Consider the following 26,351-nt stretch of genomic DNA (forward strand, 5'->3'; position numbering starts at 1 on the left):
TGTCAGTGCTTACTCGACTCAGAGACAGCAAAATGTTGCACTGCATTCATCTGCTGACTATTGTTTATGGCAGGGTTGCTCAATTTTGGTGGCACTCATTCCGGGAAGTCAGCATGGCAGAAAATATTGATGTTCATCCAGAGGATGATGCACTGCTGGTGTTTGCTGAAGAAACACCGGCCCTCGAACGTGCAGAGGCTTACTGGAAAGTACTCATAGTGGACGATGAGCCAGAGGTTCATAAAGTGACCAAAGTGGTGCTGCGTGATTTTCTGTTTCAGGGGCTGCATCTTGATTTTATCAGTGCCTACAGTGCCAGCGATGCACGGGAGGTGTTGCAGCAGGAGCCGGATATTGCACTGATCCTGCTCGATGTGGTGATGGAAACGGAGGATGCCGGGCTGCAGCTGGTGCACCATATTCGAGACGAACTGCACAATAAGCGAGTCAGAATCATTCTGCGGACAGGGCAGCCGGGGCATGCCCCTGAGCAACAGGTTGTTCAGGAGTATGATATCAATGACTATCGCTCCAAAACCGAGCTGACGGCTCATCATCTGTTGACCACTGTTATCTCCTCTTTGCGTGCCTATACCGTGATCCGGGATCTGGATACGCTGAACAGCCGGCTTGAGTCGGAAGTGGAGGCGAGAACACGTGAACTGCAACTGGCCCACGACAAACTGAAATCCTCACTGCAGGCGCTTGAGGAGGGTGAGCGCGCAGGAAAACGGGTGCAGTTCAAGTTGCTGCCCGAGCGTCACAAGCAGTTTGGTGAATATCATTTCAGCCACCGCCTGAAGCCCTCGGAGTTCATGAGCGGCGATTTTCTGGATTACTTTCGCATAGACGATGACCGTGTCGGCTTCTATATCGCCGATGTGTCCGGGCATGGTGTCGCCTCGGCTTTTGTCACGGTTTACCTGAAGCGTTTCATGGGCACCAGCCTGTATGGTTTTCAGTGCAAACAGCATGAACGCATTACCGATCCGGCGGCTCTGCTCAGTGAGCTTAACCAGGAGCTGCTGCGTGAACAGATGAGCAAGTATATTGCGATTTTCTATGGCGTCTTGAACATTCGTGACCACACCCTCCGTTATGCCAATGCCGGTGCCTACCCCTGGCCGCTTTACTTCGATGAGCACAATCGTGAGGAGTACATCGAACTCAAGAGTACCCCGGTCGGCATGTTTGATTTTTCCGTTTATCAGAATCACAGCAGGCCACTTCCACCTTCGTGCCGGTTACTGATGTTTTCCGATGGTGTGCTTGATCTGCTGCCGGGAGCGAACAATGACGACAAGCTGCGCAGGCTGACGAGTAGCATCTGCACACCTGAACGCTCGGTGGATGAGATCATCGAGAAGCTCTCCATACCAGAGGATCAGGCTTTGCCCGATGATTTGACCCTACTTAAAATCGAGCGCAGGAGTGACTGAGCCATGCAGGATCAGATACTGTTTGCCCGCCATGAGGGCGTCTGCTATTTCAAACTATGTGGTGAGCTGCGCTACACCCTGGCGAGTGGTCTGGATGATCTGATTGAACGGCTGTTCAAGCAGGATGAGATGGCCTGCTCGCAGGTGGTGATAGACCTGAACGAAGCGAGCTTCATGGACAGTACGCATGTTGGCCTGCTGGCCAGTCTGGCGCGGCACTGTCTGTCCCGCGGTCTGCCACGTCCGACACTCTTCAGCACCCATCCTGAGGTGAACGAGTTGCTGATCAATCTCAATCTGGATCAGGTGTTCGAACTGGTGGCACAGCCAACCGATCAAAAAGTCATCTTTGCCGCCGTCGATGAGGCTGATCATACTGAGCTGGATAAAGCACGGATGATCCTGAGGGCGCATGAAGCTTTGCTGGATCTGAATGATGCCAATCGGATGGCGTTTCAGCCGGTGGTGGATATGCTGCGCAAGGATCTAAGCGACAAGGAGGAGTGACGGGCCCTTACACGTGCTCTCCATATAAGTGATCGGTAAAAAATGTCAGCAAAGTGTGCAGCAGTAAAGAGCTAAGCAAAGAGTTTAACAAAGCGCTCGGCCAAGAGCTCAGTGCGGACTCAGCAGACCCGATGCGCGCGCCTGCTCATTCAGCCAGCGGCGTAAAATCTGTATCCCCGGTTCCTGACGACGACTGCTTTTATAGGCGACATAGAAGCGGTCATGGGTCTTCATGATATGGGTCGGCAGCATCACCAGGTCAGGGTCTTCCGACGGGATATACATGTAATCATTGGTCAGTGCTATGCCCTGATGATGCCGTGCTGCTTCAAGGGTTAATAGCATATGGCTGAAGTGCTGATAGCGTGTCGAGTCCGGGAGGTGAGTGCCAGCTTCCTGAAACCAGCGCCGCCAATCCTCCCCCTTCTCCCCGAAAATACTGTAAGTCGACAGCAGTGGCAGGCGCTTCAGATGCTCAGCCGAGATGCTCTCCGGTTCCATATTGCTGATGAGCCCCTGCTGCAGAAGATCGGCACACAGGCGCTGCCACAGGGTACGGCTGCAGACAGGAAACAGGCGCTCGGAATAGATCAGATCAAAGGTGAATCCGCGCTGCTCATGCTGCAGAGTGATGAAACAGTCAGATATGCGATCCGATAACTGAGGCTCGGCACTCATCATCTCCAGCGTCAGGTTGAGCTGTGGATACTGTCGTTGCAAGCCCGGCAGGCGTGGAATCAGCCAGCGCACGGCAAAGGAGCTGAACAGAGCCAGTCGCACCTGCATATCCTCATGTCCCTGCAGCTGCTCACTTGCACGCTCTATCTGTGACAGAGCTGATGCGATGGTTTCAAAGTAGCTTTTACCCTCCTCGGTCAGGCTCAGGTAGCGCCCGTTGCGCACAAATAGCGCTTCGCCCAGATAATCCTCCAGCAAGCGGATCTGATGGCTCACGGCACTCTGGCTGATGTGCAGCTCCTGCGCCGCACGCGAAAAGCTGTTCAGTCTGGCGACCGCCTCAAACACGGGCAGGGCTTTCAACGGAGGTAATTTCATTATTCAAATAACTAATACTAAGATTAAAAATATCATTATACATGATACAGGCTGCTGTCTATAGTGATCGCATATCAGACCAGTCGGTCAGTTTTTCGGAGAATCAGATGTCAGGCAAGACAGTCACCAGCGCCATTATTCTGCTGATCATCGGCAATGCGTTGGCGGTATTTTCAGATGCGATTATCAAATGGCAGGGCGCCGATATTCCGGTGTTCCAGTTCATCTTTATTCGTGCGCTCTGCACGCTGGGTTTTCTGCTGCCTTTTATCGGCAAGATTGATCGAGACAACCTGTTTGCCGGTAGCAAGGTGCATCTGGTGCGCTCGCATCTGAGTCTGTTTGGCATTTACTGCATGATTATTGCGCTGAACACCCTTCCCCTGGCGACGGCCAATGCGCTCTTCTATTGCGCGCCGTTGCTGGTGATGGTTTTTTCGGTGGTGTTTTTCCGTGAAAAGCTGACCACGCTCTCCCTGGTAGCAGTGGTCAGCGGCTTTTTTGGCATCATCGTTATTCTCAGGCCGCTTGAGATCAACTGGGCCAGCCTCAGCGCACTGGGCGTGGCACTTTCACTTGCGATAGGTGCTGTGTTGATCCGCAAGCTGCCGAAAAAACAGACACTGGTGCACAGCATGTTCATCAGCCATATCTATGTTCTGCCAGCCAGTCTGGCACTGGCGATCTGGGAAGGACACGCCTGGGTACCGGCTCTGTGGTTGACGGCAATAGGCTCTTCGCTGTTTATCATGGCCTATCATATGACTGTGCTGCTGGCCTATCGCCATGTGCCAGCCAACCAGGTCACCAGCGCTGAATACACTGGCCTGTTGTCGGCACTGGCGGTCGGCTGGCTCTGGTTTCAGGAGCTGCCGGATATCTGGTTTATTGCAGGATCGGTGATGATTGTCGGGCCGCTGGTGCTGATCGGATTGCAGGAGCGTCGGCGTACCCGCATGTTGCTGCGACCGACCCCGGGAGCGAAGAGCTCCAGTGCTACCTGAGTGATCGTGCACAAAAAAGGCCGGCAATTTGCCCGGCCTTTTTTACTTTGGGTGTTCAGACCCAAACAGGATTTACACCTTCACTTTGTAGCCGGTTCTGAAGATCCAGCCGATGATGCCCACGCAGGTCAGCATGAACATCAGAATCATGCCCAGGCTCAGGCCAACGTTCACATCCGCCACACCGTAAAAGCTCCAGCGGAAGCCGCTGATCAGATAGACCACCGGATTGAACAGAGTGATGGTCTGCCACACGGGTGGCAGCATGCTGATGGAGTAGAAGCTGCCACCGAGAAAGGTCAGAGGCATGATCACCATCATTGGCACGATCTGCAGCTGTTCAAAGCTGTTTGCCATGACGCCGATGATAAAGCCGAAGAGGCTGAAGGTAATCGCCGTCAGAATCAGGAAACCCAGCATCCAGAAGGGGTGTGCAATGGAGTAGTCGACAAAGATGCGTGCCGTGCCGAGTATGATCAAGCCCAGCAACAGCGACTTGGTGGCGGCAGCCCCGACATAACCCATCACGATTTCGACCGCTGATACAGGCGCTGACAGTATCTCGTAGATCGTACCTGAGAACTTCGGCATGTAGATACCGAAGGATGCATTGGATGTACTCTCGGTCAGCACTGTCAGCATGATCAGGCCGGGTACGATAAAAGCGCCATAGCTGATACCGTCGATCGCTACCATGCGTGAACCGATGGCCGAACCGAAAACGATGAAGTAGAGCGACGTGGAGAGCACCGGCGATGCGATACTCTGCATCAGGGTGCGCCAGGTGCGTGCCAGCTCAAACAGATAGATCGCCTTGATGGCGTGGATGTTCATGCTGTTTCCTCCAGCAGGCCGACAAAGATATCTTCCAGTGAGCTCTGAGTGGTGTGCAGATCGGTGAACTCGATCTCCAGATCCTCAAGCTTGCGCAGCAGATTGACGATCACCTTATGCTCGCTGTCGGAGTCATAACTGAAAATCAGCTGATGTTGATCCTCTGATAGCTGCAGGTTGTAATTATGCAGCTCTGCAGGGATTGTCGGCAGAGGGTGCTGCAGCTGCAGGGTCAGTTGCTTCTTACCCAGTTTCTGCATCAGGCTGTTCTTATCCTCCACCAGCACGATTTCACCCTTGTTGATCACTCCAATGCGGTCGGCCATATCCTCAGCCTCCTCAATATAGTGGGTGGTCAGAATGATGGTGACGCCACTGTCACGCAGGCGTCGGATCATCTGCCACATATCCCGGCGCAGCTCGACATCGACCCCGGCTGTCGGCTCATCCAGAAACAGTATGTCGGGTTGATGCGACAGTGCTTTGGCGATCAGTACGCGACGCTTCATGCCGCCTGACAGCGTGATGATCTTGTTGTTGCGCTTGTCCCACAGGGATAGATCGCGCAGTAGTTGCTCAAGATAGGCAGGGTCACGCGGTTTGCCGAACAGGCCGCGGCTGAAGGTGACGGTGTCCCAGACGGTCTCGAATATACTGACCGACAGTTCCTGAGGGACCAGGCCGATGCGCTGGCGTGCCTGTCTGTAGTCTCTGACAATATCCATGCCATCTACCAACACCTGACCCTCGCCCGGGTTGACGATACCGCAGATCACACTGATCAGCGTGGTCTTTCCGGCGCCGTTGGGGCCGAGCAGCGCAAAGATTTCACCGCGCCTGATCTCCAGCTCGATATTTTTCAACGCATGAAAGCCACCAGGGTAGATCTTGTTGAGCTGTTTAACCTGAATAATGGGTTGCATCTCTCCTCCTTAAGTTGCATCTGAGCCGGGGGCTCAAAACTGGTGTCAAGTATACTGCCATGAGTTCGTGAATTGATCATTTCTGCGGGACATGCTAGAAAATGGCAGCCGAGCAGGGGGCGGAGGTCAATTGATCAACAGAGAAAAGAGTGCATATGACACGATCTATTTTGCCATCCACCACGGCATTGCAGTGTTTTGAGGCGGTGGCCCGTCACTTAAGCTTCACCCGTGCTGCGGATGAGTTGTTTCTGACTCAGAGCGCGGTCAGCAAGCAGGTGGCGCAGTTGGAAGAGCTGCTGCAGCACCAGCTGTTCAGTCGTGCTCGACGTCATCTCAAGCTGACGCCCGCCGGTGTGCTTTATCTGGCTGAGGTTACTCGAATATTGAATCAGGTCGACAGTGCTTCGCGTTATATCCTCTCCTATGGCAGCGAGACCCAGGTGCTGAAAGTGGCGACTCAACCCACCTTTGGTGCACGCTGGCTGATTCCTCAGCTACAGGGATTCAATGATCAGCACCCCAACATACATCTGGATATTCTGAATCAGCTGGAGCCTTTTGATCTGCAGCAGGGTAAAGCGGATATCCTGTTTTTTTTCGGTCAGGGCAGTTGGCCCGGTGCGACCTGTATTGAACTGTTTGGAGAAGATGTAGTGCCGGTCTGTGCGCCCGGGTTGTGCCTTGCTGAAAACATCGAGGAGGCACTGCAGAATGAGAGCCTGACGCTACTTCAGTGTACATCTCGCCCAGAAGTTTGGCAGGAGTGGTTTCAGTATCAAGGTCTACAGATGCAGCAGAGCTATCAGGGGCCGCGCTTTGAAACCTTCTACATGTGTATCTGTGCCGCTCAGGCCCGCCTTGGTGTAGCCATGGTGCCGCGCTACCTGGTTGCTCAGGAGCTGGAGGAGGGAAAGCTCGTCATTCCCTGGGGGAATGCTATGCCCAGTAGTGGTGCACACTATCTAGCGTTTCCTGAAAATGCTGGTGAGGTCCCTAAAATAAAGAAATTTATCGCCTGGATTTTAGCGCGTGACGGGGTTGCTCGAGATGAAATGCAGGATCTGTTTAAATCGTAGTTCATAACTTTATGGAATGATAAGTTCATTTTTTTTCGTTTGAACCTGGCTCTTCTAACTGGTTTCATAGCACCCTGTTGATCCGTGAGATCATGAAACCCATTATCGTCTGATGCATCTGTAAGTTGTGTCGGGCATGAGCCAGAGATTCACCATGACCGTATCTTCTACTACCAATACTCAACCCTCCAACTCTGGGTTCGTCAGTTCTGATCTGATCAGAGCGCGCTTTGCCACTGCCATGTCGACTCTGTACAAGACTGAAGTGCCTCTTTATGGCGATCTGCTGGAGCTGGTTGCCGATGCCAATCGTATTGCGCTGGATCGAGACCCTTCTCTGACGGAAAGCCTGGCCAGTACCGGAGAGTTGTCGCGTATTGATGCTGAGCGCCATGGTGCGATACGTGTTGGTACAGCTGAGGAGCTGTCTACCCTGCGGCGGCTGTTTGCCGTGATGGGGATGTTTCCAGTCGGCTATTATGATCTTTCCACTGCTGGAGTACCGGTCCATTCAACCGCTTTCCGTCCGGTAAGCGAAGCGGCCCTGCAACAGAACCCCTTCCGTGTTTTTACATCATTGCTGCGTCTTGAGTTGATAGAGGATAGTGAGCTGCGTGAGCTGGCAAACGAGACACTCAATCGCCGTCAGATCTTTACCCCGAAGGCGCTGGCACTGATTGAACAGAGTGAGCAGGCAGGTGGCCTGATCGAAGAGGAAGCGGAGCAGTTTGTGCTCGAAGCACTTGAAACCTTCCGCTGGCATCAGCAGGCGACAGTGAGTGCCGAGCTCTATGAGCGGCTAAACCGGCAGCACCGTCTGATCGCTGATGTAGTGGCTTTCAAGGGGCCGCATATCAATCACCTGACGCCCCGCACGCTGGATATTGACCAGGTGCAGGCGCAGATGCCCACACGCGGGATTAATCCCAAGGCTGTGATCGAAGGACCGCCACCGCGTAAATGCCCCATTCTGCTGCGCCAGACCAGCTTCAAGGCGCTGCAGGAGGAGGTCTCCTTTGTTGATAGCGAAGGGCGGTTACAGGCAGGCAAGCACACGGCACGTTTTGGTGAAATCGAGCAGCGTGGTGCGGCACTGACTGAAAAAGGTCGAGCCCTGTATGATCAGTTGCTGAATCAGGTACGTGATGTGATCGGCGGTGCGCCGCACGAGGGTAATGCACAGGAGTATGCCGAGGTGCTGGCAGCTGTGTTTTCTGCCTTTCCTGATGATTATGAGATGCTGCGTCAGCAGGAACTGGCCTGGTTCCATTACAGTGTGACGGAGCTGGGGCTGGCCAATCGTGATAAGATTGAAGCTTCCGATACGCTGGAAGGCCTGGTGCAGGCAGGTTATATCCGCTTCGATCCGCTGGTGTATGAGGATTTTCTGCCAGTCAGTGCTGCAGGGATCTTCCAGTCCAATCTGGGTGATGATCTGCGCGAAGAGTATCGTGCCCGCTCCAGTCAGGCGCAGTTCCAGCAGGCGCTTGGTAGTTCGGTGCTGAATGAGCTGGAGCTGTATCGCGATGCGCAGCAGAACTCTCTGCAGGTGTGCGCCGAGCAGTTGGGGCTCATTGGACTGTTTGTTGCGGCCTGAGATGTTGTCAGCCATGCCTTACTTAAAGGTATGGCTGCCTCGCATTCTTGGGCAGCCCCCTGGTGATAGAGCAGCGTTATAGTGCACAGTTCTTGCACTTGGTTGCATTTAATTTGAGTCAATTCCGCTCTTGGATACAAAGTTGTCTTTAATTTCATGCGTGTCTATGCTATAAAATGCGCTCGAAAAAAATTGTGCTTCGGCACGACATTAAAATCACACACTTACCGACACATGTTCCTGGGTGCCGTTGATACGGTTGGAAGATGGGGTAAGTGGAGGTTAAACCCGTTAAATCAGGAATCAAGAACATGGCAAAAGTTTCAATGCGTGACCTGCTCAAGGCAGGTGTTCACTTTGGTCACCAGACTCGTTACTGGAACCCGAAGATGTCAAAATTCATCTTCGGTGCTCGTAACAAGATCCATATCATCAACCTGGAGCACACCCTGCCTGCGCTGAACAGTGCGCTGGATGTTGTTCAGGGTATGGCTGCAAACAAGAACAAGGTTCTGTTTGTCGGTACCAAGCGTGCGGCCAGCAAGGTGATCAAAGAGGAGGCGTCACGCTCCGGTATGCCTTACGTCAACCATCGCTGGTTGGGTGGCATGCTGACCAACTACAAAACCATTCGTCAGTCTATCCGTCGTCTGCGTGAGCTGGAAACCAGCATGCAGGATGGTACTTTCGACAAGCTGACCAAGAAAGAAGCGCTGATGCGTCGTCGTGAGATGGAAAAGCTCGAGCTGTCCATCGGTGGTATCAAGGATATGGGCGGTCTGCCTGACGCGCTGTTTGTTATCGACGTTGATCACGAGCGTATTGCGATCAATGAAGCCAACAAGCTGGGTATTCCTGTTATCGGTATTGTTGATACCAACAGTAACCCTGATGGTATCGATTACATCATTCCAGGCAACGACGATGCGCTGCGTGCGATTCAGATCTATGCCAAGTCTGTTGCTGATGCCTGCATTGAAGGCGCTGGTAATGGTGCGAATGACAAAAGCGAATTCGTAGAGGTTGAGGAGCAGGCTGCAGCTGAGTAATCAGTCTGTAAACTGTACCCGGTAACCTGGAAGGATTTCGTAGAGGGGGAGCAAAGCTCCCCTTTTTTGAATTCAGATTAACGCGATTAAAATTTAGAGGTAAACAACATGGCGAACATCTCTGCTGCGCAGGTGAAAGAGCTTCGTGAGCGCACTGGTTTGGGCATGATGGAGTGCAAAAAGGCACTGGTTGAAGCGGGTGGCGATATCGAAACTGCGATCGACGATCTGCGTAAATCTTCAGGTCTGAAGGCTGCCAAGAAAGCTGACCGTACTGCTGCAGATGGTGTGGTTGCGGTTAAGGTCGCTGAGGACAACAGCTATGCAGTTGTGCTGGAAGTGAACTCCGAGACTGACTTCGTTGCACGTGATGGCAGCTTCCTGGCATTTGTTGACTCCGTGTTGAGCAAGGCCTTTGCATCCAAGACTACTGATGTTGCTGAGCTGATGGCTGGTGAGCTGGAGTCTGCGCGTGAAGCGCTGGTGCAGAAGATCGGTGAAAACATCTCTGTTCGTCGCGTTGTCGTGGTAGAAGCGCCGGTTGTTGATGCCTATGTTCACAGCAATAACCGTATTGCAGCCGTGGTTGCACTCAGCGGTGGTAATGCTGAAGCGGCGCGCGATGTTGCCATGCACGTTACTGCGGTTAATCCGCGTGTTGTCAAGCCTGAAGATATGCCTCAGGAAGAGCTGGATCGTGAGAAGTCGATCATTATGGCTCAGCCGGATATGGAAGGTAAGCCTCAGGAAATCAAGGAAAAAATGGCTGTTGGCCGCGTCAAGAAATTCCTGGCTGAAAACAGCCTGAATGAGCAGGCATTCGTCAAGAATCCTGAACAGACAGTTGCGCAGATGGTCAAGGCAGCTGGCGCTGAAGTCCTCTCTTTCACTCGCTTTGCCGTAGGTGAAGGTATTGAGGTTGAGAAGAAAGACTTTGCAGCAGAAGTTGCCGAACAGCTGAAAGGCTGATCTGTCCGACTGCCCGCGCTCGTCGGGCAGCACTTGTCGCGCAGGAATTTTTTCTGCGCGACATCGCGTTTTCTTGTAAACTGTGCCATCTCATGAAAGAGCGGAGAATGCATTGATGCCTGCCACAGATAAGCAATCCCGATATAAACGTATACTGCTGAAGCTCAGCGGTGAAGCCCTGGTCGGCGAGGAAAGCTTCGGTATCGATCCGAAGGTGCTGAACCGCATGGCGCTCGAAATTGGCCAGCTTGTCGGTATCGGCGTACAGGTTGGTATAGTCATAGGTGGCGGCAATCTCTTCCGGGGCGCTGCACTGAATGCGGCCGGTCTTGATCGTGTTACCGGTGATCATATGGGTATGCTGGCTACCGTCATGAATGCACTGGCCATGCGGGATGCCCTTGAGCGCTGCAATATTGCTACTCGCGTCATGTCAGCCATTCCGATGAGTGGTGTTGTGGACCATTATGATCGTCGTAATGCCATGCGCTATCTGAGACAGAATGATGTTGTCATCTTCTCAGCCGGTACGGGTAACCCCTTCTTCACTACGGACTCGGCTGCCTGTCTTCGCGGTATTGAGATAGATGCGGATGTTGTGCTTAAAGCAACTAAGGTGGATGGTGTATATACTGCTGACCCATTGAAAGATCCTACCGCCGTCAAATATAGTCATCTGACATTTGATGAAGTGCTGGAAAAGCAGCTGGGTGTGATGGATATGACGGCGATCTGTCTGACACGAGATCACAATATGCCGATCCGTGTATTTAATATGAATAAACCGGGTGCGCTGGTCAATCTGGTTGTAGGCGGGGATGAAGGAACGCTGATCGATTCGGGTTCCTCTGCAGGAGTGGAAAAATGATTAACGAGATTATAAAAGACGCTGAATCACGGATGAAGAAAAGCACGGAGGCGCTGGTCGAGAATTTCAAGAAAATTCGTACCGGCCGTGCTCATCCGAGTCTGCTGGATAGCATAATGGTCCCCTACTATGGTTCACCGGTTCCTATTCAGCAGGTGGCCAATATCATGGTGGAAGATTCGCGTACTCTGACGATTATCCCCTGGGAAAAAAAGATGGTTCCTGAGGTGGAAAAGGCGATCATGAAGTCGGATCTGGGCTTGAACCCGAATACGGCCGGAGATGTTATACGTCTGCCGATGCCGGCGTTGACCGAAGAGTCGCGTAAGGGCTTCGGACGCCAGGCTAAGGTTGAGGCGGAAAACGCCAAGATCGCAATACGAAATATTCGTCGTGACGCTAACAGTTCCATCAAGGATCTGCTGAAAAACAAGGATATCACTGAGGACGATGAGCGTCGTGGTGAGGATCTGGTGCAGAAACTTACCGACAAGTACGTGGCAGAAGTGGATGTGCTGCTGAGTAAAAAAGAGTCGGATCTGATGGAAATCTAAGTGTAACGGAGCGGGGTGCATGCCCCCACGGCTCAATATGTCTGTTCATAATGATATAAACACGGGTGTGCACGCCGAGATACCGGAGCATATTGCCATTATCATGGATGGCAATAACCGCTGGGCAAAGCAGCGGCGCCTGCCGGGTCTAGCCGGTCATAAGGCTGGGGTTGACAGTGTTCGCAGCGTGATAGAAGGCTGTCTTGAACATGGGGTTAAAATCCTGACACTGTTTGCATTCAGCAGTGAGAACTGGAAACGCCCCGAGCTTGAGGTCAGAGGGTTGATGGACCTGTTCATGATCTCTCTTGAGCATGAGGCGAAGAAGCTGCATAAGCATGGTATTTGCCTGCGTATTGTTGGTGACCGCTCAAGATTCAGTTCCAGTCTGCAGCGCAAAATGGCAGAGGTCGAGCGTTTGACGGTGGGCAATCAGGCGTTGGTTCTCAACGTGGCCGCCAACTATGGTGGACGCTGGGATATCGTACAGTCAGTCAGAGCGATCGCATCTGCCTGCATGGCGGGTGACTTGAGCCCTGAACAGATAGATGAGCAATGTTTTTCCGATTACACCAGTCTGAACGGTGTGCCTGATCCCGATCTGTGCATACGTACGGGTGGAGAGAAGCGCATCAGTAACTTTTTGATCTGGCAGCTGGCTTATACCGAGTTCTATTTCACTGATCAGTTCTGGCCCGATTTCGGTAAGCCGGAGCTGACATCAGCAATTCAGGACTTTTCTAGCCGTCAGAGACGGTTTGGCCGAACCAGTGAACAGGTAGAGGCCCTGAAACGTGTTTAAACAACGAGTGATTACGGGCCTGCTGGTCGGGCCAGCGGTGCTGGCCGCGGTATGGTGGTTTCCGATCAGTTGGTTTGCACTTCTTATCGGGGTTGCAACACTCTATGGTGCCTGGGAGTGGTCCAACTTCTGCCGTTATGGGCTCAGAGAGCGTGTTGTATTTGTTGTGCTTATTGCACTGTTGCTGGGTGTTGTATACAGCTTCCTCAATGATGCTCTGGTGTCGACGGTCACTCTTATGGCCGTTCTTTTCTGGTTGGCGGCGCTGATCATGGTGCTGCGCTATCCATCCTCCTCCTTCTGGTCGAATCAGGCCAATAAAATGCTGATCGGTATTGCCGTGCTGGTGCCTGCGTGGTTGGCGATGACGGCTATCAAGGGATGGGTGCATGGTGAGTTTCTGATTCTACTTTTGCTGGCTCTGGTCTGGGGGGCTGACATAGGTGCCTATGCCGCTGGGAAGACATTGGGTAAGCGCAAGCTGCTGCCGGAAGTCAGTCCCGGCAAGACCCGTGAAGGCTGTGTCGGTGGCCTGCTGGTGTGTGTGCTGGTAGGGGTGGGCTACTCCATGTTTCGAGAACTTCCGCTGACGGCTACGGTCTATCTGGTACTCTTGTCACTGATCACAGGTATGGCATCTGTGCTGGGTGATCTGTTCGAGAGTATGCTCAAGCGTGAACGTGGCATCAAGGACAGCGGCCGTCTGCTGCCGGGTCATGGTGGTGTGCTGGATCGCATTGACAGTCTGACAGCCGCCGCGCCTGTTTTCCTCGCTGGGCTTTATATGGCCCCGCAGATCTAGGAGTAGTTGAGTAATGGGTATCGTACAGACGTTGCTGGCAACGTTGGTCACCCTGGGTATTCTGGTTACCATTCATGAATGGGGTCACTACTGGACTGCGCGTCGCTGTGGTGTCAAAGTGCTGCGCTTTTCCGTTGGGTTTGGTAAGCCTTTGTTCATGTGGAAGGGACGTGACGGGACCGAGTACGTTATCGCGGCCATCCCTCTGGGTGGCTATGTGCGCATGCTTGATGAGCGTGAAGGCTCTGTTCCAGAAGATTTGCGCGCCCAGGCATTCAACAACAAGCCGGTGATGCAGCGCTTTGCTATTGTGGCCGCGGGGCCTTTTGTGAATCTGGCTTTCGCAGTGCTTGCCTATTGGTTTCTGTTTGTCATGGGCACCAGCGTGGTTGTGCCAATGGTTGGAGATGTTCGGCCCGGTTCGCCTGCTGCTATCGCAGGTGTTGAGATGGGTTATGAGATTCTCGAGATCGATGGCAGTCCGGTGCGCTCATGGAATGATGTTAACCTGCGCCTGGCGGCCCGGGTAGGCGAAACCGGTGTCATCGAGATGGTGGCAGGGCAGCCGGCTCGCTCATCAGCACGCACCTATCAGGTTCAACTGGATCAGTGGCGAGTGGATCTGGAGCGTGAGTCGCCCATCAGCGCACTGGGGTTGATACCCTGGCGGCCTGATGTGACGCCGGTGCTGGGTCAGTTGGTAGAGGGGGGCGCGGCCGTCGAAGCGGGTCTGCGCAGCGGTGATCAGGTACTGGCTGTTGATGGGGAAACCATTTCGAGCTGGTTGATGCTGGTTGAGCGCATACAACTCAGTGCCGGGACGCCCGTGGATCTGACAGTTGACCGCGATGGCCTCAGAATGACGTTTACTGTGACCCCTGCGTCTCGTGTGGGAGATGATGGTACGGTAACCGGTTTTATCGGTGCAGGGGTTCAGTCAGTCGAGTGGCCGCCCGAGATGATTCGGGAGATCAAGTATAATCCGGTGACTGCCTTGGTCATGGGTTTTGAGAAGACCGGGCAGATGATCGGGCTGACGCTGGATGCGATCAGAAAGATGTTTGTCGGCATGTTGTCCGTAAAAAACTTGAGTGGCCCGATAACCATTGCTAAAGTGGCGGGTGATTCGGCAGCGTCTGGCCTTGAAACCTTTATCAGCTTTCTGGCCTACCTCAGTATCAGTCTCGGGATACTCAATCTGCTCCCGATTCCCATGCTGGATGGCGGACACTTGATGTACTATCTGATCGAGATGGTCAGAGGTAAGCCAGTCAGTGAAAAAACGCAGTTGATCGGTTTGAAAATTGGAATGGCGATGCTCTTCACCTTGATGGCATTTGCGATTCTTAATGATATTGCCCGTCTCTGAAACATCGGACTCTTGATCACATGATGGAACTGAAAAGAATCTTCTCTATGAAACGCTACCTTGCGCTGTTTTTGATTACGCTTTTCTGGGGACTTCAGGCAACTGCATCCTTATCCTTTACTGTCAGCGATATCCGTATCGAGGGCTTGCAGCAGGTTTCGCCAGGTGTCGTGTTCAGGAATTTTCCAATATCGACGGGCGATCAGATCAGTCAGGGTGAACTGACTGCGGCGACCCGAGAACTGTTTCGCTCCGGCTTCTTTGAAGATGTCCAGTTGCTTCGGGATGAAGGGGATGTGCTGGTTGTCCGCGTAAGGGAGCGCCCTTCCGTTGCGTTGATCAGAATTGATGGTAATAAAGCCATTAAAGAAGAGCAGTTACGGGAAGGGTTGCGCCAGGCCGGTCTGCAGGAGGGCGATGTGTTTCGTCGTGCTGCACTGGATCAGATAAGCCTGGAATTGCTGCGTGTATACGGTGCCCAGGGACGCTACAGCGCGGATATTGATACCGAGGTTGAGTATCTGTCCGGCAACCGTGTTGCTTTGAACGTCAATATTCGCGAAGGCCGTATTGCGACCATCCAGCATATCAATATTGTTGGTAACTCTGTCTATTCCAATGAAGAGCTTACAGGTCTGTTCTCTCTGAGCCTGCCGGGGATGTTCAACTTTTTTACCAAAACGGATGAATATTCCCGCGAGAAGCTTGCGGGTGATCTGGAGCGGTTGCGCTCTCATTATCTTGATAATGGTTATATCAACTTCGCCATTGACTCAGCACAGGTGTCGATTACGCCGGACAAGCGCCATGTCTACATCACTATCGATGTGACAGAGGGCGAGCAGTATACGGTTCGTGAGATAAGCCTGGTCGGTAACCTGGTGCTTCCGGAAGATGAACTGCAGGGCAAGATCACAATCGAGCAGGGTGATGTATTTTCGCGTCGTGAAATGACAGATATACAGGAGCGCCTTGTCAATGCGCTGGGTGATCAGGGCTACATGTTTGCCAATATCAGCCCGATGCCTGAGCTGCATGACGATAATACCGTTTCTGTTCGTTACTTTATCGAGCCGGGCCGTCAGACCTTTGTCCGCAGGATCAATATCCGCGGTAATACGCGGACGGCTGATGAGGTGATCCGTCGTGAGCTGGAGCAGATGGAAGCGGGTGTCGCTTCAACCAGAGCCATTGAGCGCTCCAGAACACGTCTCGATCAGACGGGGTACTTCAGAGAGGTCAATGTCGAAACACGTGCAGTTGCCGGAACCGATGATCAGGTCGATCTGGACTACAGTGTGGAAGAGGCTCAGCTGGGTCAGTTGAGCGCAAGTATCGGTTTTTCACAGAGTGACGGGATCATTCTGGACTTTGGTGTCTCTCAGGATAACTTTATCGGTACAGGTAAGAGTGTTTCCTTCAACATCTCCAACAGCAAGACCCGAACCGAATACAGCTTTGACTACCTTGATCCATATTATACGGTCGATGGTGTGAGTCGCGGTTTCAATCTTTACTATCGTGAGCGTGACTTCGAAGAGGATGATATCAGTACCTATACCACGGATGAGATAGGAGGTGGTGTAACCTTCGGTTATCCGATAGATGACTATCAGCGGCTAACTTTCAGTGGTGATGTTGAGTACATCAGGTTGAACACCTATGAGCGAACAGCAACTGAGGTCATTAGATTTATCGAACAGGAGGGTGATGACTTCCTGAACTGGAAGCTGACTGCCGGATGGAGTTATAACAAGCTTAACAGAGCACTGTTTCCGACCAGGGGCTTCTCGCAGGGAGCGACACTTGAGATGAGTCTTCCCGGCAGCGATCTTGGCTATTATCGTGCTCAGTACAATAATCGCTACTTCCACCCGATAGACAGAGATGAGGATTGGGTCGTCGGCTTGCGCAGCCGTGTCGGTTATGCGGATGCCTATGGCAGTAATGCATTTCCATTCTTCAAGAACTACTTTGCTGGTGGTCTTAGAACCGTGCGGGGTTATGACAATAACTCACTCGGCCCTCGTGACTCCAACAACGATGCACTTGGCGGTAATGTACTGATCTCCGGCAGTGCCGAATTGATTTTCCCGATTCCATTCCTGAGAGATAAAACGGCCTGGCGGACACTCCTGTTCATGGATGCGGGTAATGTGTACACCTCCAAGTGCCTGGTTTCAAGTACCAGATGCAGCTCTGGCATAGAGCTTGGTGATCTGAGATATTCAGTAGGTGTCGGGCTGAGCTGGCTGACACCAATAGGCCCGCTCTCCATATCACTGGGTAAAGGCTTGAATTCGAAGTCAGGTGATGATGAACAGGTTTTCCAGTTTGCTCTTGGTCAGACATTTTAAGGGGTTATGATGAAATATTTGTTGGGTCTGGCAGTGGTTCTGTTGACTGCCGGTATGCAGGTGCAGGCTGAAACCATCCGTGTACTCGGTGTTCAGGAGGCACTGTTGAGTTCCAGGGCTGCTGTTGAGTTCAGCGAGCAGTTGGAGAGGGAGTTTGCGGCAGAGGAGCGTCAATTGCTGGAGCTTGAAAAAGAAGCCGTTGGCGTGCGTGAAAGAATTCAGCAGAATATGGGACTGGCATCTGAAGAAGAGATGAACAGAATGCAGCTGCAGTTCCAGAAAGCCGTCAATGAATACCATGAACGTGGTGAAGCGCTGCAGCTCAAACGCATGGAGCGCGAAGAGGCTTTTCTTGCGCAGATGAGACCGCGTCTGGACCAGGCAATACGTACTCTGATAGAGGGTGAGAACATCAATATCATTCTTGCCAAGCAGGCAACAGTTTACAGCAGTGGTACGATTGATCTGACACCTCGTGTCATAGAACTGCTGAACCAGCAGTAAGCGGATGAATGATGACAGCCAGGCACCACTATTCGCTGGTTGAACTGGCTGCCATCGTTGATGGCAGCGTTCAGGGCGAAATCAATACTGTTATTACAGGCCTGGCCACATTGAAATGTGCTGGCCAGGGCCATCTTTCGTTTTTTTCCAATACACGCTATCTCAAGGACCTGCAGTCAAGTGATGCATCTGCCGTGCTTGTGCATGCCGATCATGCAGCGGATGTCCGTCATGCAGCAGTGGTTGTAAAGGACCCTTATCTGGCCTTTGCGAAACTCAGCGCATTGTTTGACTGGCGTCAGCCCCTGGTGCCGGGAATTGCTGCTACAGCGGTTGTCGAGCAGGGAGCCAGGATAGAGCCGAGTGCCGAGATCAGCCATCATGCCGTAGTGGGTGAAGGTGCTCAGATCTCTGCTGAGGTCTATATCGGGGCAAACTCAGTGATCGGCAGTGGCTGCCATATAGGTCCGGGCAGTCGGATTGAGGCGGGGGTGGTTGTGTACCCCGGCACAAAAATCGGCGCACGAGTGATTATTCACAGTGGTGCTATCGTAGGCTCTGATGGCTTTGGGTTTGCCCCTGAAGCAGGTACCTGGCGTAAGATTTATCAGACCGGTGGGGTCAGTATCGGTGATGATGTCGAGATAGGTGCTGGGGTCACAATTGATCGTGGGGCGCTGGATGATACCGTGATCGATAGTGGTGTAAAGCTTGATAATCAGGTTCATGTAGCACATAACGTGGTTATTGGTGAACATACGGCAATTGCCGGTTGTACCGGTATTGCCGGTAGCACTAAAATTGGCAGTCACTGCACCATTGCTGGCATGGCGGGTATTGGAGGGCATCTGAATATTGTTTCAAATACCCATATCACCGCCATGACCATGGTCAGTAAGTCCATCAGCGAGCCTGGAGTCTATTCATCCGGCATCGGGATGGGGCCGCATAAGCAATGGAAGCGCAATGTGATCCGCTTTCGTCAACTTGATGAGATGGCAAAACGGATTCGTACTCTGGAACAGTCGCTCGAGCAAAACTCTACTGAAGGTTGTAATGATGATGGATGTAAATGAGATCCGGGAATATCTGCCACACCGCTATCCGTTCCTGCTGGTAGACCGGGTTATTGAGTTGATACCGGGCGAGTCGATTGTAGCCATCAAGAATGTCACGGTAAACGAACCCTATTTCAATGGCCATTTCCCTGGCCACCCGGTCATGCCGGGTGTGCTGCTGGTTGAGGCTATGGCTCAGGCAGCTGGTATTCTCGGTTTCAAAACCATGAATAAGCGGCCTGAGGATGGCTCCATCTATTATTTTGTCGGCGCAGATGACCTGCGTTTCAAGCGTCCGGTTGTTCCGGGGGATCAGGTCAAGCTTGAGGCTCGAGTGATTTCGGATCGCCGTGGGATCTGGAAATTTGATGTCAAGGCCAGTGTTGATGACAACCTGGTGTGCAGTGCAACTATTCTGTGTGCTGACAGGAAGGTGTGAGATTGATACATCCACAGGCAATCGTTGATCCGTCTGCCAGACTTGCAGATGATGTTGAGGTCGGTCCCTGGACAATCATAGGGGCCGATGTCGAAATTGGTGCCGGTACGGTTATCGGCCCGCATGTCGTTATCAATGGTCCTACTCGTATCGGCAGGAACAACCGGATCTTCCAGTTCGCTTCGGTTGGTGAAGAGTGTCAGGATAAAAAGTACAAGGGTGAGCCTACACGTCTGGAGATTGGTGATAACAATATCATCCGGGAAGGCTGTACGATTCATCGCGGTACCATACAGGATCAGGGACTGACACGTCTTGGCAGCCATAACCTGCTGATGGCCTACACGCATGTCGCGCATGACTGTGTGGTGGGTGATCATGTGATTCTGGCCAATAATGCGGCGCTGGCAGGCCATGTTCATGTGGGAGATCATACCATTCTGGGTGGTTTTACTGCGGTGCATCAGTTCTGCCGTATCGGTGCACATGTGATGTGCGGCGCCGGTAGTGTCGTACTCAAGGATATTCCGGCGTTTGTCATGGCAAACGGCAACAGTGCCAAACCTCATGGCATCAATGCAGAAGGGTTGCGTCGCCGTGGATTTGATACGGAGCAGATCCGTGCCATACGCCAGGGTTACAAAATTCTCTATCGTCAGAACCTGATATTGGCTGATGCCCTTCAATCCCTGCATACACTGGCGGCACAGGTTCCTGTTATCCAATTACTGATCGATTCACTGGTGGTTTCCGAACGCGGCATCATCCGTTAAGGTGCTGCAACGTTAAGGTACTGCCATGAGCGAAGTGTTATGAGCCGCGTGCTGAAGGTCGCAATCGTAGCTGGTGAGGCATCCGGAGATATTCTGGGTGCCGGTCTTATTCAGGCACTTAAACAGCAATATCCTCAGCTGCAGGTTGAGGGTATCGGTGGTGAGCTGATGCAGGCTCAGGGCTGCGAGAGTCTCTACCCGATGGAGCGTCTATCGGTAATGGGGCTGGTTGAGGTGTTGGGGCGTTTGCGTGAACTGCTCAGCATTCGTCGAGGGCTAGTCAGGCGCTGGACACAGCAGCCGCCAGATCTTTTTATCGGCATAGATGCCCCGGATTTCAATCTTGGTCTGGAGCAGAGCCTGCACGATGCAGGTGTCACGACCGTACACTATGTCAGTCCTTCAGTCTGGGCATGGCGCAAAAAACGTGTGCACAAGATCAAGCGCAGTACCGATCTGATGTTGACTCTCTTCCCATTTGAAGCAGCCTTCTATCAGGAGCATCAGCAGCGTGTGGCCTTTGTCGGGCACCCTCTGGCTGATCAGATTCCGCTGCAGCCGGATCGCCTTGCTGCACGTATATCCCTGGGGCTGGATCAAAACGCCGAGGTGATTGCGCTGCTGCCCGGTAGTCGTGCCGGCGAGGTTTCTCAACTGGCAACACCTTTTCTTGATGCGGCACGGATACTGACACAGAGGCGTCCCGGCGTTGCCTTTGTACTGCCAGCGGCAAGCCAGCAGCGCTATGATGAGCTGCTGAAACTGATTCAGAGCCACTATGACGAGCTGAAGGTTCACCTGTTTCTGAAACAATCGCATAAGGCGCTTTATGCCTGTGATGCGGTTTTGATTGCATCCGGAACGGCCACACTCGAGGCAATGCTGTGTAAGCGCCCGATGGTGGTTGCTTATCGCATGTCTCCTATCACCTTTCGCATACTCTCTTATCTGGTATCCATCACCTCTGTGTCGCTGCCGAATCTGCTGGCAGGACGCCAGTTGGTTCCTGAGGTGCTGCAGGATGAAGTCACCCCTCAGAGACTGGCAGATGAGATCGAGCGCTTGCTGGATGACAAGGCGGAGCGTGAGGCGCTGCTGGCGGAATTTGCGCACTTGCATCAGTCCTTGCGGTTGAATGCTGATGTGCAGGCAGCCAGAGCGATCACTGAACTGCTGGAACAGAAGGGGCAGTTGTGATGGAGCCCTTTACGCTTGATCATATCCCGACACACTTGATTGCCGGTGTGGATGAAGTGGGTCGTGGCCCGCTGGTGGGTAATGTGGTAGCTGCTGCCGTGATTCTGGACCCGGCCAGGCCTGTTGCTGGTCTGATGGATTCCAAGAAGCTCAGTGCTGTAAAGCGCGAAGCGCTGGCTATGCAGATACGGGAACAGGCTCTGTGCTGGTCGATTGCCTGGGCCACGCCTGCCGAAATTGATGAATTGAATATTCTGCATGCCACCATGCTGGCAATGCAGCGTGCCGTTGCATCCCTGGCACCTGCTGCCGAGTTTGCCTTGATCGACGGCAATCGCTGTCCGGCGCTGCCCTGTCCCTCGCAACCTGTAGTCAAGGGAGATGCGCGCGTCCAGTGTATTTCTGCTGCATCAATCCTGGCGAAGGTTTTCCGTGATCAGGAGATGGCCCAGCTGGATCAGCAATACCCCGATTATGGGTTTGCCCAGCATAAGGGCTACCCGACACCTGAACATCTACAGGCACTGAAGGCATATGGTGCGCTGGCTGAGCATCGGCGTAGTTTCCGGCCGGTGCGTGAACTGCTGACAGAAGGTTTTACTGATGACTGATCCCGCTTTTGTCCATCTTCGTGTGCATACGGAGTTCTCTCTCTATGATGGGCTGGTCAAGGTCAAGCAACTGGTGGCCGAGGCAGCGCGCCAGAAGATGCCGGCCGTTGCGGTGACCGATCAGACCAACCTCTATGCTCTGATCAAGTTTTATAAGGGGGCGCTGGGAGCCGGTATCAAGCCGATCTGTGGTGTGGACTTCTGGGTGCATGATCCAGAGGAGCCCTTGGCAGATCCGGCCAGAATAACGCTGCTGGTCCGTAATGGACGAGGCTATCGGAACCTGATGGAGCTGGTTTCGCGTGCCTATGCTGAAGGGCAGAACCTGGTGCAGGATCGTGCCGTTATCCTGTTTGACTGGATTGCAGAGAAGTCTGAGGGGCTGATAGCTCTGTCCGGTGCGCGTGAGGGGGAGATAGGACGTGCGCTGCTGGCGGGTCATGAGGCGCATGCCAGACAGTCTCTGCAGCGCTGGATGGAGCTGTTTCCGGATGCTTTTTACCTGGAAATACAGCGCACAGGGCGTGTCGGTGATGAAGAGGTGGTGCATGGCAGTGTTGAGCTGTCGCATGAAACAGGCTGCCCTCTGGTCGCCACCAATGAGGTGATGTTTCTGCGTCAGGATGACTTTGACGCCCATGAGGTACGTGTCTGTATCAACCAGAGTGTTACTCTTGAAGATCCTACTCGGCCACATGCCTATTCGGATCAGCAGTATTTTCGTACTGCTGATGAGATGGCTGAGATTTTTGCTGATATTCCGAGTGCTCTGGCCAACAGCGTCGAGATAGCCAAGCGCTGCAATATCGAGCTCGAGCTGGGCGTCTACTATCTGCCCAAATACCCCGTGCCCGAAGGGATGCTGATGGATGACTACTTCCGTCTGGTATCCAAAGAAGGTTTGGAAGAGCGGCTTGAGGTTCTGCTGGATCGGGACGCTCCGGATTATGCAGAGCAGCGAAAAGTGTATGAGGAGCGCCTTGATTTTGAGCTGGATATCATTATCCAGATGGGTTTCCCCGGCTACTTTCTTATCGTCATGGACTTTATCCGCTGGGCCAAGGATAACGGTATTCCGGTTGGTCCCGGACGTGGCTCGGGTGCCGGCTCACTGGTGGCCTATGTGCAGAAGATCACCGATCTGGATCCGCTGGAGTATGACCTGCTGTTTGAACGTTTCCTTAACCCGGAACGTGTCTCCATGCCTGACTTTGATATCGACTTCTGCATGGATAATCGCGATAAGGTGATCGACTATGTGGCCCAGACCTATGGCCGTGATGCGGTGTCACAGATCATCACCTTCGGTACCATGGCGGCGAAGGCAGTGGTGCGAGATGTGGCCAGAGTACAGGGTAAACCCTTCGGTCTGGCGGATCGTCTCTCCAAGCTGATCCCCTTTGAGGTGGGCATGACGCTAGGCAAGGCCTGGGAGCAGGAGGAGGCGCTGCGTGACTTCGTCAACTCCAGCGAAGAGGCCCAGGAGATCATGGAGATGGCCTATAAGCTGGAGGGCGTGACGCGTAACGTCGGCAAGCATGCCGGTGGTGTTGTGATTGCCCCGACCCGGCTGACCGACTTTTCCGCAACCTACTGCGATGAGCATGGCCAGGGTCTGGTGACCCAGTTTGACAAGAATGATGTCGAGGAAGCAGGGCTGGTGAAGTTCGACTTCCTCGGCCTGCGTACGTTGACCATCATCGACTGGGCACTGCGAACGGTGAATACCCTGCGCAGACGCCAGGGTGAGGTGGATATCGAGATAGAACATATCGATCTTGAGGATCCGACTGTTTTCAAGCTGCTGCAGCGGGCAGAAACGACGGCGGTGTTCCAGCTTGAGTCGAGCGGCATGAAGGATCTGATTCGTCGTCTGCAGCCAAGCCGCTTCGAGGATATCATCGCACTGGTGGCGCTGTTCCGTCCCGGTCCACTGCAGTCAGGCATGGTGGATGACTTCATCAACCGTAAGCATGGCCGTGCCGAGATGGCCTGGCCTCATACCGATTACCAGCTCGACAGCCTGCAGCCGGTACTGGAGCCGACCTACGGTATCATCCTGTATCAGGAGCAGGTGATGCAGATAGCGCAGGTGATGGCGGGTTACAGCCTGGGCGAAGCAGACCTGCTGCGTCGTGCGATGGGTAAGAAGAAGCCCGAAGAGATGGCCAAGCAGCGTCAGGGCTTTCTGGATGGATCGGCTCGTAATGGGATAGATGTCGGGCTTGCCGGCAACATCTTCGATCTTGTGGAGAAGTTCGCCGGATATGGTTTCAACAAGTCGCACTCTGCCGCCTATGCACTGGTTTCCTATCAGACAGCCTGGCTGAAAACGCACTATCCTGCGCCCTTTATGGCGGCGGTCATGTCCTCGGATATGCAGAACACCGACAAGGTGGTGATCTTCATTGAAGAGTGCCGTCAGATGGGGCTGACACTCAGATTGCCCGACGTCAATGCCGGTGAGTTCATGTTCACCGTTAATGATGCCAATGAGATCATCTATGGCCTCGGTGCGATCAAGGGAGTGGGTGAGGGGCCGGTTGAGGCAATAGTCGAGGCGCGCAGCGAGGGCGGTCCATTTATCGATCTTTTTGATTTTTGCGCCCGTGTCGGTGCCAAGAAGCTGAACAAGCGCGTGCTTGAAGCCCTGGTGCGCTGCGGTGCGCTGGATAGTCTCGGACCACACAGAGCGATCCTGTGGGAGTCGATAGGTGCGGCGCTGCAGGCGGCGGACCAGGCTGCCCGTAACGTCGATGCAGGGATGTTTGATCTGTTCGGTGAAGTCGAGGCAGAATCGCCGTCTGATCCCTATGTCGAATTTGCGCGCGCCCGTGAATGGACTGACAAGGAGCGCTTGCAGGGCGAGAAAGAGACGCTGGGGCTCTATGTTACCGGTCATCCCATTGATGAGTATGAGCGAGAGCTGACATATGTGATCAGCAAAAAGCTGGTTGAGATACAGCCCGCCCGCGGGCGTTCGCAGAAGATGGCCGGACTGGTTGTGGATCTGCGCATGAAGAAAACCAAGAAAGGGCATCCTCTGTGCTTCATCACCCTGGATGATCGCAGTGCGCGCATGGAGGTGACACTCTTTGGTGAAGCCTATGAGCAGTTCAAGCACCTGGTGGCTCGCGATGTGATACTGATCATTGAGGGTGAGGTGGCGCAGGATGATTATAATGGTGGCATCAAGGTGCGTGGTAACTCAGTGGCCACACTGGCACAGGCACGCGCTCGCTATGCCGAAGCCGTCCGGGTTGATTGCACGGAAAAGCAGTTGGGTCGGTTACAGATGAAGCAGTTTTCTGAACTGCTCAAGCGCCATGCCACACCGGCGGATACGCTGCCGGTAGCACTGCGTTACAGGCGGAGGGACGCTCAGGGGCTGGTCCAGCTGGGCGATAAATGGCGCGTTGCAGCCAGCGATGAATTGCTGATAGCGCTCAAGGATCAGTTTGGTGACAAGGCCGTTTCTCTGGTCTATCCGGGTTCATGATCAGGCTGGTGATCCCTGCTGGCAACAGGTAGAATCGTTTGCTTAACTGAGCTCTGGTATTTACACTCAAAAAGTTTACATTTAAAAAGATATGGAAGCACATGAATCCTAACTACCTCGATTTTGAACAGCCTATTGCGGATCTGGTAGCCAAAATCAATGAGTTACGCCATGTTGGTGCAGGTAACGAAGAGCTCAATCTGTCAGAAGAGATTGAGCGCCTGCAGGAGAAAAGTCGCAAGCTGACCCGGTCGATTTTTGCAGACCTGAGTGCCTGGCAGATCTCTCAGCTGGCGAGGCATCCTCAGCGCCCTTATACACTGGATTACGTGGCTCAGGCCTTTGATGATTTTGACGAGCTGCATGGCGATCGTCACTTTGCCGATGATCAGGCGATCGTAGGTGGTCTGGCACGCCTGGATGGTCGTCCGGTGGTTGTGATAGGTCATCAGAAAGGGCGTGAAGTCAAAGAGAAGGTAAAGCGCAATTTTGGTATGCCACGCCCTGAAGGCTACCGTAAGGCTTTGCGACTCATGGAGATGGCAGAGCGCTTCAGCCTGCCGCTGCTGACCTTTATCGATACGCCGGGTGCTTATCCAGGCATAGATGCCGAAGAGCGCGGGCAGTCTGAGGCGATCGCATTCAATCTGGCGAAAATGTCCCAGTTGAGAACGCCGATTATCTCTACCGTCATCGGCGAAGGTGGCTCGGGTGGAGCGCTGGCTATCGGTGTCTGTGATGAGCTGCTGATGCTGCAGTATGGTACCTATTCCGTGATCTCTCCTGAAGGTTGCGCGTCTATTCTGTGGAAAAGCGCCGAGCGTGCTTCTGACGCAGCCAAGGCGATGGGGATCACCTCCGACAGACTGCATGAGCTGGGACTGGTGGATCAGGTCATTCCCGAGCCTCTGGGTGGCGCACATCGTGATCCTGCGGCTATGGCGCAGAGCATCAAGCAGCACCTGCTGGAAACGCTGGATCGTCTGGATCGCTTTTCACATGATGAGTTGCTGGAACGTCGCTATGCTCGCCTGCTCTCCTACGGCCTGCATGAAGATTAA

Annotated in this window: 24 protein-coding genes; 21 read left to right on the top strand and 3 right to left on the bottom strand. The window is 53.3% G+C overall.

Annotated elements, in window-relative coordinates; all coding sequences use genetic code 11:
• Nucleotides 1-113 precede the first annotated feature (113 nt).
• A complete protein-coding gene (locus F7R27_RS03140) occupies nucleotides 114-1,439 on the top strand; it encodes a PP2C family protein-serine/threonine phosphatase (protein ID WP_151702783.1) in 1,326 nt (441 codons plus the stop codon).
• Between the two features lie 3 nt (nucleotides 1,440-1,442).
• Nucleotides 1,443-1,946: an STAS domain-containing protein gene (locus F7R27_RS03145; protein ID WP_151702784.1), complete on the top strand. Its 504-nt coding sequence runs from the start codon at nucleotides 1,443-1,445 to the stop codon at nucleotides 1,944-1,946.
• Nucleotides 1,947-2,054: 108 nt separating this feature from the next.
• Here the strand turns inward: F7R27_RS03145 and F7R27_RS03150 are convergent, their stop codons facing one another.
• Nucleotides 2,055-2,987, bottom strand: coding sequence for a LysR family transcriptional regulator (locus tag F7R27_RS03150; RefSeq protein ID WP_240776201.1), 933 nt, complete (start codon nucleotides 2,985-2,987; stop codon nucleotides 2,055-2,057).
• 122 nt (nucleotides 2,988-3,109) lie between these two features.
• Between F7R27_RS03150 and F7R27_RS03155 the strand changes: the two genes are divergently transcribed.
• Nucleotides 3,110-4,006 carry a DMT family transporter gene (locus F7R27_RS03155; protein WP_151702786.1) on the top strand — a complete coding sequence of 299 codons (897 nt, stop codon included), beginning with the start codon at nucleotides 3,110-3,112 and terminating at the stop codon, nucleotides 4,004-4,006.
• A gap of 72 nt (nucleotides 4,007-4,078) precedes the next feature.
• Here the strand turns inward: F7R27_RS03155 and F7R27_RS03160 are convergent, their stop codons facing one another.
• Together F7R27_RS03160 and F7R27_RS03165 are read right to left on the bottom strand one after the other, a co-directional pair.
• Nucleotides 4,079-4,840 carry an ABC transporter permease gene (locus F7R27_RS03160; RefSeq protein ID WP_151702787.1) on the bottom strand — a complete coding sequence of 254 codons (762 nt, stop codon included), beginning with the start codon at nucleotides 4,838-4,840 and terminating at the stop codon, nucleotides 4,079-4,081.
• Nucleotides 4,837-5,763: an ABC transporter ATP-binding protein gene (locus F7R27_RS03165; RefSeq protein WP_151702788.1), complete on the bottom strand. Its 927-nt coding sequence runs from the start codon at nucleotides 5,761-5,763 to the stop codon at nucleotides 4,837-4,839. Before F7R27_RS03165 ends, F7R27_RS03160 begins: the two co-directional genes overlap by 4 nt.
• 155 nt (nucleotides 5,764-5,918) lie before the next feature.
• Between F7R27_RS03165 and F7R27_RS03170 the strand changes: the two genes are divergently transcribed.
• From F7R27_RS03170 to accA, 18 genes are all read left to right on the top strand, one after another.
• Nucleotides 5,919-6,842 (top strand): LysR substrate-binding domain-containing protein, encoded by a 924-nt coding sequence (locus tag F7R27_RS03170; RefSeq protein ID WP_151702789.1) that lies wholly within the window; start codon nucleotides 5,919-5,921, stop codon nucleotides 6,840-6,842.
• 154 nt (nucleotides 6,843-6,996) lie between these two features.
• The gene (gene hglS, locus F7R27_RS03175; RefSeq protein ID WP_151702790.1) at nucleotides 6,997-8,439 is read left to right on the top strand and encodes a 2-oxoadipate dioxygenase/decarboxylase HglS; all 1,443 of its coding nucleotides are present in this window, start codon (nucleotides 6,997-6,999) and stop codon (nucleotides 8,437-8,439) included.
• Between the two features lie 311 nt (nucleotides 8,440-8,750).
• Nucleotides 8,751-9,488: a 30S ribosomal protein S2 gene (rpsB, locus tag F7R27_RS03180; RefSeq protein WP_151702791.1), complete on the top strand. Its 738-nt coding sequence runs from the start codon at nucleotides 8,751-8,753 to the stop codon at nucleotides 9,486-9,488.
• 108 nt (nucleotides 9,489-9,596) lie between these two features.
• Nucleotides 9,597-10,457 carry a translation elongation factor Ts gene (tsf, locus tag F7R27_RS03185; protein WP_151702792.1) on the top strand — a complete coding sequence of 287 codons (861 nt, stop codon included), beginning with the start codon at nucleotides 9,597-9,599 and terminating at the stop codon, nucleotides 10,455-10,457.
• A gap of 115 nt (nucleotides 10,458-10,572) precedes the next feature.
• Nucleotides 10,573-11,325: a UMP kinase gene (gene pyrH, locus F7R27_RS03190; protein ID WP_151702793.1), complete on the top strand. Its 753-nt coding sequence runs from the start codon at nucleotides 10,573-10,575 to the stop codon at nucleotides 11,323-11,325.
• Nucleotides 11,322-11,879, top strand: a complete 558-nt coding sequence (gene frr, locus F7R27_RS03195; RefSeq protein WP_151702794.1) for a ribosome recycling factor — start codon at nucleotides 11,322-11,324, stop codon at nucleotides 11,877-11,879. Before pyrH ends, frr begins: the two co-directional genes overlap by 4 nt.
• A gap of 19 nt (nucleotides 11,880-11,898) precedes the next feature.
• Nucleotides 11,899-12,681, top strand: a complete 783-nt coding sequence (uppS, locus tag F7R27_RS03200; protein WP_240776203.1) for a polyprenyl diphosphate synthase — start codon at nucleotides 11,899-11,901, stop codon at nucleotides 12,679-12,681.
• Complete coding sequence (locus F7R27_RS03205; protein ID WP_151702795.1) at nucleotides 12,674-13,483, top strand: phosphatidate cytidylyltransferase; 810 nt, start codon at nucleotides 12,674-12,676, stop codon at nucleotides 13,481-13,483. Before uppS ends, F7R27_RS03205 begins: the two co-directional genes overlap by 8 nt.
• A gap of 13 nt (nucleotides 13,484-13,496) precedes the next feature.
• Complete coding sequence (gene rseP, locus F7R27_RS03210; RefSeq protein WP_151702796.1) at nucleotides 13,497-14,852, top strand: RIP metalloprotease RseP; 1,356 nt, start codon at nucleotides 13,497-13,499, stop codon at nucleotides 14,850-14,852.
• A gap of 47 nt (nucleotides 14,853-14,899) precedes the next feature.
• The gene (bamA, locus tag F7R27_RS03215; RefSeq protein WP_151702797.1) at nucleotides 14,900-17,209 is read left to right on the top strand and encodes an outer membrane protein assembly factor BamA; all 2,310 of its coding nucleotides are present in this window, start codon (nucleotides 14,900-14,902) and stop codon (nucleotides 17,207-17,209) included.
• Between the two features lie 9 nt (nucleotides 17,210-17,218).
• Nucleotides 17,219-17,713: an OmpH/Skp family outer membrane protein gene (locus F7R27_RS03220; protein ID WP_240776205.1), complete on the top strand. Its 495-nt coding sequence runs from the start codon at nucleotides 17,219-17,221 to the stop codon at nucleotides 17,711-17,713.
• An 11-nt stretch (nucleotides 17,714-17,724) separates the two neighbouring features.
• Complete coding sequence (lpxD, locus tag F7R27_RS03225) at nucleotides 17,725-18,789, top strand: UDP-3-O-(3-hydroxymyristoyl)glucosamine N-acyltransferase (protein WP_151702799.1); 1,065 nt, start codon at nucleotides 17,725-17,727, stop codon at nucleotides 18,787-18,789.
• Nucleotides 18,770-19,210, top strand: a complete 441-nt coding sequence (gene fabZ / locus F7R27_RS03230) for a 3-hydroxyacyl-ACP dehydratase FabZ (RefSeq protein ID WP_240776207.1) — start codon at nucleotides 18,770-18,772, stop codon at nucleotides 19,208-19,210. The genes lpxD and fabZ overlap by 20 nt, the downstream gene beginning before the upstream one ends.
• 2 nt (nucleotides 19,211-19,212) lie before the next feature.
• Nucleotides 19,213-19,983: an acyl-ACP--UDP-N-acetylglucosamine O-acyltransferase gene (gene lpxA, locus F7R27_RS03235; protein WP_151703230.1), complete on the top strand. Its 771-nt coding sequence runs from the start codon at nucleotides 19,213-19,215 to the stop codon at nucleotides 19,981-19,983.
• A 39-nt stretch (nucleotides 19,984-20,022) separates the two neighbouring features.
• Nucleotides 20,023-21,180 (top strand): lipid-A-disaccharide synthase, encoded by a 1,158-nt coding sequence (lpxB, locus tag F7R27_RS03240; RefSeq protein ID WP_151702800.1) that lies wholly within the window; start codon nucleotides 20,023-20,025, stop codon nucleotides 21,178-21,180.
• Nucleotides 21,180-21,791 (top strand): ribonuclease HII, encoded by a 612-nt coding sequence (gene rnhB / locus F7R27_RS03245; RefSeq protein WP_151702801.1) that lies wholly within the window; start codon nucleotides 21,180-21,182, stop codon nucleotides 21,789-21,791. Before lpxB ends, rnhB begins: the two co-directional genes overlap by 1 nt.
• Nucleotides 21,784-25,290 carry a DNA polymerase III subunit alpha gene (dnaE, locus tag F7R27_RS03250; protein WP_151702802.1) on the top strand — a complete coding sequence of 1,169 codons (3,507 nt, stop codon included), beginning with the start codon at nucleotides 21,784-21,786 and terminating at the stop codon, nucleotides 25,288-25,290. Before rnhB ends, dnaE begins: the two co-directional genes overlap by 8 nt.
• 101 nt (nucleotides 25,291-25,391) lie before the next feature.
• Nucleotides 25,392-26,351 (top strand): acetyl-CoA carboxylase carboxyl transferase subunit alpha, encoded by a 960-nt coding sequence (gene accA / locus F7R27_RS03255; protein WP_151702803.1) that lies wholly within the window; start codon nucleotides 25,392-25,394, stop codon nucleotides 26,349-26,351.

This window comes from Nitrincola alkalilacustris (assembly GCF_008973755.1).
Lineage (GTDB): Bacteria > Pseudomonadota > Gammaproteobacteria > Pseudomonadales > Balneatricaceae > Nitrincola > Nitrincola alkalilacustris.